Consider the following 11,946-nt stretch of genomic DNA (forward strand, 5'->3'; position numbering starts at 1 on the left):
ATTCTACTTTTTAAGAAATACCTCTCTCTTCTTTTATTTGTTCGTAAGCAGCTTGAATTTTTTGAAATTTCTCTTTCGCTCCCTGTTTATGTTCCTCTCCAAAGCCTTCTAATTTATCTGGATGGTATTTTTTAGCCATCTTTCTATATGCTTTTTTCAATTCGTCGTTGGTAGCTGTTTTGGTTATTTCTAATATTTTATATGCGCTATCTGACTCATTATAAAACATCGCTTTTATTGATGAATAATCAGGGTCGTTTATATATAAATATCCCGCTATTTTTCTTATTTCTTCTTCTTCGGATGAAGCTACTTGTCCGTCTGCTTTTGCTATTCCGAATAAAAAATGTATTAATTGTAATCGAGAAGAATGCGACATATGTTGGCGAATTTGCATACACACCTGACGGGTTGATATCTGCTTTTTAATAATTCCGCTAAATAACTTAAACGCATGATTTGCCCGTTCTTTTCCATACATTTTCACAAAATGCATGCGTACATAATCTAACTCTCGTTGATCAATTTTACCATCTGCTTTAATAACTACTGAGGCTAAAATCAATAAAGTGATTTCAAAATCGCCAGAAGTAGCCCTTCCTCTTCGTTGCGGTTCTGATTGTCGTTGATATTCTTTTTGTTCTGCCGTAAAATCTTCTACCGAAACTCCATCAATAAAACTACCAACTGCAAACCCAATAATGGCACCTATTGGACCACCCATTGTAAATCCTGCTCCGGCTCCAAGCCATTTTGCAAATTTTCCCATTTTTTAAATTTAAAGATGTAAATATACTATTAAGTCTTTACAAAAAGCAGCATTTGTTTTCGCTTGATTTTTGCTGTTAAATAAAGTACCTTTGCTTAAATTATTTAATTAAAAATTATGTACCCAGAAGAATTAGTAAAACCGATGCGTGACCAATTAATCGATGCTGGTTTTGACGCTTTATATACTGCCGAAGATGTTAATACAGCTTTAGCAAAAAAAGGAACAACTTTAGTAATGGTAAACTCTGTTTGTGGTTGTGCAGCAGGTACTGCTAGACCAGGAGCGATTGCTTCTTTAGGAGCTGACAAAACTCCTACAAACTTAACTACTGTTTTTGCAGGTGTAGAAAAAGAATCTACCGCTAGAGCAAGAGAACTTATGGTTCCTTTTCCTCCGTCATCTCCTGCAATTGCATTATTTAAAGATGGTAACTTAGTACACATGTTAGAGCGTCACCATATTGAAGGTCATTCGGCTCAAGCTATTGCTCAGAACTTAGCAGGAGCTTACGATGAATTTTGTGAATAATAATTCGCATTAGAGTCAATAAAAAAATCCAGCAAATTTGCTGGATTTTTTTGTTACACTTTTTTTATTACACTGGTAACAATACCCCAAATAATAAAATTATTTTCTTCGGTAATTTTTATGATTGGATAGTCTGGATTTTCAGGCTGCAACCATACCTCATCTTTTTCTACTCTTAATCGTTTTACGGTAAATTCTCCATCTAAAAAACAGACCGCTATTTTATTGTTTTCAGGTGAAATACTTCTATCAATCACCAATAAATCGTTATCATCTAACCCTGCACCAATCATAGATTGACCACTAACTTTGGCAAAAAAAGTAGCCTCTTTATTTCGTATCAACTCTTCATCTAACGAAATACGTGTTTCTTTAAAATCATCCGCAGGTGAAGGAAATCCAGCAGAAATACCAATATCCATAAAAATTGCCCCTGCACTTTCATTCATTTCTTTTGGCAATAAAAAAGTTAATGCTTCTGTTGTTTTCATAAATTATTTTACCCTAATAATATCGTTAATATTTGTGGTGTATTTTGGCGATAATCGCTCTTGACGCATTTTCCAAGTACGTTTTAAATCTTGATTTGCTAATTTAACCTTATCTGACTTAAAAGTCTGATTTATTTTATCAATAGCTTGCATTAGTGGTTTATGCTTCGGATTTTCTGTAGCAAACATATTTATTTGATAATTATCCGAAGGTACTAATCCTGTTACAATAACTCCTGCTCGCTTGTATTTTACGCCTTTTTTAAAAATAGTTTTTACGGCTTCTACAGCACTTTTGCTTATTGTTAAAGTTGAATCTGTTGGATATGAAAAAACAACCGTTCTGCTTGCACGATGTTGTTCGCTATCTTTTTTATGGCGGTCGCTGTGCAACACAACCATAACCATATGGCAACTTGAATTTTGCTTGCGTAATTTTTCTGCACAACTTACTGCGAAGGTTGAAATACGTTCTTTTATATTATCAATATCAGAAAAAGTATGTTCGAAACTTCGGGTGGTGGCAATTGCTTTTTTGGTAGCTGGCTCGTCTAGGAATATCTTAGAATCTCCTTCTAAGTCTTTTTTCAATTTCCAAATGGTGATTGATAAATTTTTACGCACCCAAGTATCATCTAATTGTGTAAAATCATACGCTTTTATACATCCTTTTGCTTGTAGCTTTTTTGATAAACGGCTTCCTATTCCCCAAACGTTTTCTATCGCTGTCCATTTTAATGCTTTTATTCTTTTCTCATCAGAATCTATTACATACACCCCTTTTGTTTCCTTCGGAAATTTACGCGCAATCTTATTCGCTATTTTAGTTAATGCTTTGGTTGGCGCAATACCTACACAGGTTGGAATCCCTGTCCACTGTAAAACTTTACTTCTAATTTCGGTTCCGTATTCTTGGAGATTATAATTTTCGAATCCTTTAAATTGTAAAAAAGCTTCATCGATGGAATACACTTCAATATCTGGAGAAAACTGTTCTAATATTTTCATTACTCGAGTGCTCATATCGCCATACAGCGGATAATTGGAAGATAATACGGTAATATTATTATTCTTACAAAACTGATTCCATTTAAAAATTGGAGCACCAAACGGGAGGTTTATGCTTTTAGCCTCGTCGCTCATCGCAATTACACAACCATCATTATTGCTTAAAACGGCAACTGGTTTCCCTTGCAAATTCGGATTAAAAACCCGTTCACAAGAAGCATAAAAATTATTACAATCTACCAACGCATACATATTGGTAAAGGTAATTAATCTTAAGTTTTAGTCTTCTACAAATTCTAAAATATCTGCTGGCTGACATTCTAAAGCTTTACAAATTGCTTCTAAAGTTGAAAATCGAATTGCCTTGGCTTTTCCTGATTTTAAGATGGATAAATTTGCCGTAGTTATCCCCACAATTTCTGCCAAATCTTTACTTTTCATCTTGCGTTTGGCAAGCATTACATCTAAGTTTACAATTATCGGCATAGTTATATTGTTAGATCGTTTTCTTGTTTCATGTTTTTAGATACTTTAAAAATTTCAGAAAGCACCACAAAAAACAACCCGAAGCAAATACATAAATAATGTGTACTGATTCCGAAATCAAAACTTATTTTAGATTCAATAGCTAGTTTTAATCCAACTTCACTTATAATCATTAATAAACCTGCTATCATTAAAATGTTTCCTGCTGATTTTAGGTTTGCAATTACTTTTTCTGTAAAAATTCGAGCGCGAACAAATTCATTTAAAACCAATCTGAATTTATAAATCGTGTAATAAATCAACAAATAAGAAAGTAAAAAAATCGCGAAAAAAACTTTGTGCAGTATCGTTATACTTTCGGTAATATTTATTTTTAAAAAATCACTTGTAATATTTTCTGACAGTATAAAAACAGCGGGGATTCCTAAAATTAAAAAAGGAACTACGCAACTTGTAGTAATAAAAAGAAAGTCAACCAGGCTTTTAAGTATGTGTAATTTTCTCATAATCTATATAGTTAAATCATTTTCTGTTTGAATTTCAATTCCTCTTTTTACAATTTGTGCAAAAATGAAAATCACTACTGATAAGAAAACAAAATCACTTGAGAATAAGTACATCTGAAAACCATGTTTTTTACCAATCAATTGCATGTGCGTGTTATGCACAATAGCTAAAATCCATAAATAGAAAATACCATAACTTATTTGTTGCATAAATTTTTGAACATTCTTATTAAATGGGTGTTTCATATTTAAGCTTCTAAGTAATTTTATTACTAAAAATGCAATATAAGCTTCAGTTGCAAATAGTAATATTTTATACCCAACAATAAATGAATATTGCATAAAACTATACTCTCTGTATTCAAAAAGATTCATGCCTTCATATAAATTTCTTGAAACCTCTGGATTGCCAATACTTAATAAATAAGTTACTAAAATTGCTCCAGATTTAATCATTAATCCGATAAATGCAAACCATGAAAAGAATTTCATAATTTTTAATATTCTTTCTGTTTTCATATTTTTAAGCTTTAATAATTTAGGTTATGTCAACCTGAACTTGTTTCAGGTTCTCATCACAACTACAGCTTACTGTAAAATGTGATTCTAAAATAAATTCATTTACACTGCAAATATAATAAAATTATCGAAAAACAATAATTTATTATTAATTATTGATAATTAAACTTTTCTTATTTTTGCTGTATGATTAAGAAATTAAAGATTGACGGAATTGATAAAATCATTATCAAACGATTGGTTGCAGATGCTCGTATACCTATTTTAAGTATTGCCCGCGAAGTAGGAATTTCAGGAGCTGCCATACATCAACGTTTACGAAAACTAGAAGCTTCTGATTTAATTGATGGCTATAAAATGACATTAAACCCGAAGGCTTTAGGCTATAATACTACCGCTTTTGTAGGGGTGTTTTTAGATTCTTCTAGCATGTATTCATCAGCAATAAAACGTTTAAAAGAAATCCCTGAAATTGTTGAAAGCCACTATACAACCGGTAATTATGCTGTTTTTATTAAAATTTTGTGTAAAAACAACGAAGATTTAATGCACTTGTTAAATAAAGATATTCAAAACATAAAAGGGGTTTCAAGAACAGAAACTTTTATATCTTTAGACCAACAAATAGACCGACAAATAAAAATTTAAAAATCCCGAATGAACGAATTTATTTTCTACTTTAAAATGGGCTTATTTCATGTACTTGATATTAGAGCTTACGATCATATTTTATTTTTAATAGTACTTGCCGTTGTATACTTATTTAAACAGTGGACAAAAGTATTATGGCTTATCACATTATTTACCATTGGGCATTCTATAACCTTAGCTTTATCGGCTTACGGAATTTTAAATGTAAACAGCAATTTGGTGGAGTTTTTAATTCCGCTAACCATTTTTATTACTGGTTTAATGAATGTGTTAACCGCTAAAAAAGCATCCGTAGGAAAAGAAAATCAGAATTTATTTTTTGCCTTATTCTTCGGATTAATTCACGGGCTCGGTTTTTCTAATTATTTTAAAATAATGATTGGTAAAACTTCGGATAAATTAGTACCTCTTTTAGAGTTTGCAATCGGTGTAGAAGCCGCACAAATTATAATTGTTTTAATCATTTTATTGATAGGAACCTTAGCGCAATCTATATTTGGTGTAAATCGTCGCGATTGGATTTTAATTATATCATCAATCGTAATTGGTTTTGCTTTTCAAATGATGGTAAACCGCGTTTTTTGGTAAAAATTTAACGACACACCTTTTTTAATCTACCTATCTTAGCACTTCACACAACTTTAACTTTGAGTAAAAAACAATTAAAATACGACAAAGCCTATTTAAAAATGGCGCAAGAATGGGGTAAATTATCACATTGTAAACGTAAACAAGTAGGTGCTATAATTGTTAAAGATCGTATGATAATTTCTGACGGATACAACGGTACGCCATCAGGATTTGAAAATTACTGTGAAGACGAAGAAGGTTATACAAAATGGTATGTTTTACATGCTGAAGCAAATGCCATTTTAAAAGTTGCAGCCTCTACACAATCGTGTAAAGGAGCTACTTTATACATTACACTTTCTCCTTGCCAACAATGCAGTAAATTAATACACCAGGCAGGTATAAAACGTGTTGTATATGCTGAAGCTTACAAAGACACCTCTGGTGTAGATTTTCTAGAAAAAGCAGGTGTTGAATTAACCAATTTACCTTATGAACAAGAATAATTTACCTATATATTTTTCAATTGCCGTAGTTTTCGGTATTCTTATCGGAACTTTTTTTAGCAACGGAAGCTCAACTAATTTTATTAGCAAGAATTCATCCAACGAAAAAAAAATAAAACGACTCATTGATTATATTCAAAGTGATTATGTTGATAACGTAAATACTGATGAATTACTAGATGGAGCTATTAAAGAAATGCTTGGTAAACTCGATCCACATTCAGTATATATTCCAAAAGAGAACTTACAACTAGTAACCGAAAATATGCAAGGTAATTTTGTAGGAATCGGAGTGCAATTTCGTAAGATTGGCGATACAATTACTGTTATTGCCCCTATAAAAGGAGGACCAAGTATAAAAGTAGGTATTAAAGCTGGTGACAGAATTTTAATGGCTAATAAAGATACTTTGTACGGTAAAAACCTACAAACTCCTCAAATAATGAAGGCCTTAAAAGGGAAACCTAACACAAAGGTAGACGTTCAGATTTATAGAAAAACAACTGATAGTATTTTTAATGTAACCATAAACAGAGGCAAAGTAAATATTAAAAGTGTTGATATTGCCTACATGTTAAACGACAGTGTTGGTTACATAAAGTTAAACCGTTTTGCACGTAATTCTTACCGAGAATTTAAAACTTCTTTAGATACTCTTAAAGAAACCGGAATGACCGATTTGGTACTTGATCTTCGTGGAAATGGCGGTGGATTTATTGATATTGCTAATAGTATTGTTGATGAGTTTTTAGAGGATGATAAATTAATCGTTTTTACAAAAAATAATAAAGGAGACATTAATGAATCTTTTGCAACCGATAAAGGTGATTTTGAAAAAGGCGGTTTGTATGTTTTAATTGATGAAAACTCTGCTTCAGCTTCAGAAATTGTTGCGGGTGCTTTACAAGATAACGACAAAGGAATTATTATTGGACGTCGTTCTTTTGGTAAAGGATTAGTACAGCAAGAAATGGATTTAGGTGATGGTTCTGCTGTTCGTTTAACAACAGCTCGTTATTATACTCCAACTGGTAGATCTATTCAGAAACCATACACAAAAGAAGCACCTTCTTCTATTTATGCAAACGATTTAGAAAACAGGTATTCTAACGGTGAATTATTTAACCGAGATAGTATAAAAACTATTGATAGTTTAAAGTTTACAACCCCGAAAGGTAAAATAGTATTTGGTGGTGGTGGAATAATTCCCGATCATTTTGTAGCTGTTGATACCGCAACCTATATTCCTACCATATTTTTCAGACCATTAAATGACTTCGCATTTACCTACGTAGATACCAATCGTAAAAAATTAGAGAACACCACTGTTAGCGATTTTATTGACAATTTTGATACAGATAACGAAGTATCTAATGAATTTTTAGCAAAACTTAAAAGCTATAGACTCTCTAAAAAAACAAAAAATCAACTTAAAAGAAACTTAAAAACATTAATTGCTCGCGAACTTTTTAGCGACGAAGGTTTATATAAGGTAAACGAAGCAGATGATAAAATGCTTCAAAAAGTATTTGAATTAGAGAAAGAGAACTAAACTTCTTTTTCTACTCTTTTATTTTGATAAACAGCTGTAATTGTTAAATTCTCAGGACAAGATTTTATTTGCACAAATTCATCTCCTGTTTTCACAAAACCAGTTTGTAGTATTTTAAAATAAAGCCCTGGCAAGTTTTGTTTCCAAAATTGTTTTACCATTTTCATATCATTAAAACGAACACCTAATTTTAAGCAAGGCAAGCGTGGTTTTGTTACCTCTAAAATAGCTTCGCCAACCTTAAAAGTATCCCCTACATGAAGTTTCGACTCCTCTAAATCATCAACTGTTAGATTTTCGCCAAACATACCTAATTGCCAATCTAAATTTGGGTGTATTGCTTTCCAATATTCATAATGTTTTAAAGAATATGCGTACACTGCCTGGTCTACTCCACCATGATTTTCCCTATCACAAACCGTATCTCCAACAACATCTTCTATATCTAAAAAAATAGGAGAAGTTACTGGATATTTAAAAATCCCTGTAGTAATAACTTCTCCTTTCCAATTAACGTCCTTTCTATCACCAATATTTGTAGATACAATTTTCATTTAATCTAATTTTTATTTAAAATACTTTTATTTCCTAAAACACTTATACCTTTTTATCATACGTTACTCCCCTATTTTAAATCGCTGAGGAATTGTATTTTAAACAAATAACAATGGCTCATTATATTTACATCAGTTAAGATATAAAAAGGGGATTATTTTAACTGACTAATTAAGAATACACATAGGGGTAACATTCTTAATCAACACGTTCAAGAAAAGGAGCTTTAAGATATAATCCATAAAGGGGAGATTATATTTTATGTCTCCTTTTTTTTTTACTCCTTTCAAAATAAAAAACGCTTATATCGTTTCTACACACGCTTATACTTAAATCGCATTCATTTAAAGATTTACTTTACAAAGAACCTTAATAGAAGTATACTTTTGAAATAGTTAAAAGCGGTAATTAACATAACTAATTTCGGGGGGAAATACATTGTGTTTTTTACTGCTTTTTTATCTGAAAATAGTATTATTCTTTACAAACTGATTCTTGAAACGTTCGCTAAATAATATTTTGTGGTTATTTTGTAAAATCAATAAATTATCTTCAAAATAAATCTCCTGAATCTTTGCTGTGTTCACCAAATAGTTTCTGTGAGTTTGTGTAAAATCTGCATCACCAAGTAATTCTTTAATTTTGATTAACGATAATTTTATTAAATAATCATCTTCATTACAAACCAGTTTACAGTACTTTTCTTTTACTTCTACATAAATAATAGAATGCGTATCAACCTTCATAATACTTCTTTTCTTTTTTACGAATAAAAAAGACGGACTTACAATTGCATTTTTATCACTTAAACTAATACTACTTGACTGTTCATGGAACTTCTCTAAAGCTAGTTCTAATGAATATAATAATTCTAACTTATTGAAAGGTTTTAACAAGTAAGTATATGGCCTTGTAAGCTTTGCTTCATCAAAAACAACTTTACTTTGCATACTTGTTAAGAATAAAAAAGGAACTTCAATGTTTTGTTTATTTAATCGATGTGCTAACGAAATACCTTCTGGTTTTCCATCAATCATAATATCAAGAAGAATAACATCAAAAAAACGATTCTTTATTTCTTTTTCAGCATCAACTGCATTTTTAACATGAACAACTTCGTAATTATTATCTTCTAAAAAATCAATAATTTCTGAAGCCTCCTCATCTAAATCTTCTAAAAGTAGTAACCGTAAATTAGTCATTGAAGCAAAAATGTTTTTAGTGTTTGTTTTTACGAAGATACTTCTTTAGATAATAAGTCTTAATCAAAAAACTACTTAGCTTTCTGTAATATAACGCATTATTATGAAAAAGAACTACAAAGTAATCTTAACGTTTTAGAATATGTTACAAACAGGTTGTTTAGTATCTCACAATAACAAAACACTCGTCATTACGAGGAAGAATGACGAGGTAATCTTAAATATTTAGAACTCACCAAATACAAATTGCTTCACTGCATTCGCTATGACGTAATAAAACTGGTTCATACTTCGAAATCATAACAAAATAAAAAAAGAGGTAAAAATACGAGTGATTTTTATACCACTCGTATTATAATAAAATTAAGCTAAAGGCAACAATATAACCGCTGTGGTACTTGTTCCTTCTTCGCTTTTAAAGAATAATGTTCCGTTGTTTTTTTTAACTAGCGTTTGGCATAATAACAAGCCTAATCCAACACCTTTAGAACGATCAATTTTATCAACAGATAAATCTTTTAATGCATTAATTTTTTGAAGTTTTTCTTCACTAATTCCAATACCTGAGTCTTTAATTTCAATGCGAGCTAGAATCTCTGAATATTTTTCTGTTTTCACAGAGATACTTCCAGAACCATCCATGTATTTAATCGAGTTATCAATTAAATTTCGGATTACTATTTTTAACGATTCTTTGTCTGTAAGCACAATAACATCACTCTCTAAATTACTAGAAATTGAAATATCTTTGGCTTCTGCTAAATCTTCATAATCATATAAAACATGTTCAATAACAGGTTGTAATGCGTGTTCTTCTCGAGAAAAATTTAACATATTACTTTGCTCTAACGACCAGTGTAATACATTATTTAGTAAATGGCTAGTACTTTCGGTAACAGCAATCGCCGATTTCATAGCTTCGTTAATTGCGGGTAAATCGTTCTTAGCAATGTGTTTTGCTAATTTTTGATGTTGCCTTTTTATCATATTTATAGGCGAACGTAAATCGTGTGATACCACCGAAAACAAATAATCTTTGGTTTTATTAGCTACATTTAAAGCTTCTTTTTGTTCGGTAATAAGCTTATTTTTATTTTTTAGCTTTTTATAAAAAAAGGCCAAACCACCTAAAAACACTAACAAACCAGAAGCACCGAAAAGCAAACCTTTTTGAACTACTTTTTGACGTTTTATTTGCTCATCTTGTACAGTAATTTCTTGTTGTTTTTGTGCAACTGCTATTTTTTTATCTTTCTCTGTAAGCTGCCAAACTTTATCACGATTCCAAATAGAATCTTTCCACTTATCATGTTCCTTATAATAAGTTACACTTTCTTTATAACGTTTTCTATTTTCTTCAACAACAGCCATATTCAGAGCTGAATTCTGTTTTAAATTTATATCAGAAAATATTTTTGCTAAATCATACGCTTCTTTAAATAAAAGAATAGCTTCTTTATCTAGATATTCTTCATAATATACATTTGCTAAATCCATTTTTGCTCTAATTACAGAAGAAGAATCACTTTTTTTAATTAGAGCCAGCTCTTTATCAAAAAAAAATTTTGCTTTTTTAAATTCTCTTTTTCCAAAATAAGATAAACCTAAATTATGATATACACCTTTTCTTTCAGTGATAACCCCAATCGTATCTTTAGATAACCATTTTTCAAGGTTTAGTATTGCCTTGTCATGTTCTTTTATATTTAGGTAAATATTACCTAATAAGTACGTTTTTATTAATTCATAACGTTTATCATTAGATATTAACGACAAACTTGTTAACGATTTTTGATAAAATTTCTTATAATAAGCACTATAGGCTAAAATATAATTTAAAAAATCTATTTCTTCTACTGTTTTTGCTGAAGACAATGCCTTATTTGAATACGCATAACAAGAATCATATTGCTTCTCTTTGTAAAAAAAAAATGCTTTACAATTTTTTTTATTTTTATTACATAACTCAATACCTTTAGCTGAAAGAAAATTAACCTTATTAATTTTCTTGTTTTGTGAAAAAGTTAATAACGTTGTACCGAAAAATAAAATTAAAATACTTTTTTTAAACATATATATATATAGGTTATAATGTCGGTGCTGGTACTGTTACGGGCGTAGTTATGGTACCTCTAGATCCTCTTTCATCTCCAACACCATTGCTCTCATTCTCATCTCTAACCCAAATAACATCTGCAGATGCACCTTTTTCTTCTACTTTGTATGTAAATTGAACATAATACAAATCAAAATTAGCTGCCACTTCTTCAATATTAAAATCTATACGAAAATCTCTTCCTTGCACAATATCACCTCCTCCTTGCTTGTTTAAAATACTTACTGGATTGATACCATAATAGTTCAAATAAATTTCATTTCCTTGTAACTGCAACCCAGTCGTATTATTTATAGGGCTTAAAATAGTAGTATCTGGTAAATAAGCTAAAACAGTTACCGCATAGGGTGTATTATTATTCCCTTCTGCACCTGATATGTTTACTAAAGGTCCTGTAGGTTTATTCTCCACTGGAATATTAGTTTCAAATTTCTCAAATTTTATTAGTGTTAATGTTACTCCGTTAGTTGTTATACTCATCTTA

Annotated in this window: 15 protein-coding genes; 5 read left to right on the forward strand and 10 right to left on the reverse strand. The window is 30.6% G+C overall.

The window, feature by feature from the left end; translation table 11 throughout:
- Nucleotides 1-10: 10 nt before the first annotated feature.
- Nucleotides 11-769 (reverse strand): TerB family tellurite resistance protein, encoded by a 759-nt coding sequence (locus N2251_RS09390; RefSeq protein WP_260586465.1) that lies wholly within the window; start codon nt 767-769, stop codon nt 11-13.
- A 117-nt stretch (nt 770-886) separates the two neighbouring features.
- On the opposite strand from N2251_RS09390, the gene N2251_RS09395 reads away from it, so the two are divergent.
- Nucleotides 887-1,300, forward strand: a complete 414-nt coding sequence (locus N2251_RS09395) for a BrxA/BrxB family bacilliredoxin (protein WP_260586466.1) — start codon at nt 887-889, stop codon at nt 1,298-1,300.
- A gap of 53 nt (nt 1,301-1,353) precedes the next feature.
- Here N2251_RS09395 and N2251_RS09400 read toward each other — a convergent pair whose 3' ends face one another.
- Genes N2251_RS09400 through N2251_RS09420 form a run of 5 tightly spaced genes read right to left on the reverse strand, consistent with a single transcriptional unit; the run spans nt 1,354 to nt 4,310 of the window.
- Nucleotides 1,354-1,791: a LexA family protein gene (locus N2251_RS09400; protein ID WP_260586467.1), complete on the reverse strand. Its 438-nt coding sequence runs from the start codon at nt 1,789-1,791 to the stop codon at nt 1,354-1,356.
- Nucleotides 1,792-1,794: 3 nt separating this feature from the next.
- A complete protein-coding gene (locus N2251_RS09405; RefSeq protein WP_260586468.1) occupies nt 1,795-3,051 on the reverse strand; it encodes a Y-family DNA polymerase in 1,257 nt (418 codons plus the stop codon).
- Between the two features lie 27 nt (nt 3,052-3,078).
- The gene (locus N2251_RS09410; protein WP_218771573.1) at nt 3,079-3,285 is read right to left on the reverse strand and encodes a helix-turn-helix domain-containing protein; all 207 of its coding nucleotides are present in this window, start codon (nt 3,283-3,285) and stop codon (nt 3,079-3,081) included.
- Between the two features lie 2 nt (nt 3,286-3,287).
- The gene (locus tag N2251_RS09415; protein WP_260586469.1) at nt 3,288-3,791 is read right to left on the reverse strand and encodes a DUF2975 domain-containing protein; all 504 of its coding nucleotides are present in this window, start codon (nt 3,789-3,791) and stop codon (nt 3,288-3,290) included.
- 3 nt (nt 3,792-3,794) lie between these two features.
- Entirely contained in the window at nt 3,795-4,310 is a 516-nt protein-coding gene (locus N2251_RS09420; protein WP_260586470.1) for a DUF2975 domain-containing protein, read from the reverse strand.
- 186 nt (nt 4,311-4,496) lie between these two features.
- On the opposite strand from N2251_RS09420, the gene N2251_RS09425 reads away from it, so the two are divergent.
- Genes N2251_RS09425 through N2251_RS09440 form a run of 4 tightly spaced genes read left to right on the forward strand, consistent with a single transcriptional unit; the run spans nt 4,497 to nt 7,589 of the window.
- Entirely contained in the window at nt 4,497-4,958 is a 462-nt protein-coding gene (locus N2251_RS09425) for an Lrp/AsnC ligand binding domain-containing protein (RefSeq protein WP_260586471.1), read from the forward strand.
- 9 nt (nt 4,959-4,967) lie between these two features.
- Nucleotides 4,968-5,549: a HupE/UreJ family protein gene (locus N2251_RS09430; protein ID WP_218771578.1), complete on the forward strand. Its 582-nt coding sequence runs from the start codon at nt 4,968-4,970 to the stop codon at nt 5,547-5,549.
- 59 nt (nt 5,550-5,608) lie between these two features.
- On the forward strand, nt 5,609-6,037 hold the full coding sequence (locus N2251_RS09435; RefSeq protein ID WP_260586472.1) for a deoxycytidylate deaminase: 429 nt from the start codon (nt 5,609-5,611) through the stop codon (nt 6,035-6,037).
- Complete coding sequence (locus N2251_RS09440; protein ID WP_260586473.1) at nt 6,024-7,589, forward strand: S41 family peptidase; 1,566 nt, start codon at nt 6,024-6,026, stop codon at nt 7,587-7,589. The genes N2251_RS09435 and N2251_RS09440 overlap by 14 nt, the downstream gene beginning before the upstream one ends.
- Here the strand turns inward: N2251_RS09440 and N2251_RS09445 are convergent.
- From N2251_RS09445 to N2251_RS09460, 4 genes are all read right to left on the reverse strand, one after another.
- A complete protein-coding gene (locus N2251_RS09445; protein ID WP_260586474.1) occupies nt 7,586-8,143 on the reverse strand; it encodes an MOSC domain-containing protein in 558 nt (185 codons plus the stop codon). The two genes, N2251_RS09440 and N2251_RS09445, sit on opposite strands and share 4 nt — an antisense overlap.
- Before the next feature lie 459 nt (nt 8,144-8,602).
- Nucleotides 8,603-9,346 carry a LytR/AlgR family response regulator transcription factor gene (locus N2251_RS09450; protein ID WP_260586475.1) on the reverse strand — a complete coding sequence of 248 codons (744 nt, stop codon included), beginning with the start codon at nt 9,344-9,346 and terminating at the stop codon, nt 8,603-8,605.
- A 363-nt stretch (nt 9,347-9,709) separates the two neighbouring features.
- Entirely contained in the window at nt 9,710-11,221 is a 1,512-nt protein-coding gene (locus N2251_RS09455; protein WP_260586476.1) for a tetratricopeptide repeat-containing sensor histidine kinase, read from the reverse strand.
- Between the two features lie 211 nt (nt 11,222-11,432).
- Nucleotides 11,433-11,942, reverse strand: coding sequence for a hypothetical protein (locus N2251_RS09460; RefSeq protein WP_260586477.1), 510 nt, complete (start codon nt 11,940-11,942; stop codon nt 11,433-11,435).
- Nucleotides 11,943-11,946: the final 4 nt, after the last annotated feature.

The sequence above is a fragment of the Tenacibaculum haliotis genome, from assembly GCF_025215075.1.
In the GTDB taxonomy this organism is placed as follows: domain Bacteria; phylum Bacteroidota; class Bacteroidia; order Flavobacteriales; family Flavobacteriaceae; genus Polaribacter; species Polaribacter haliotis_B.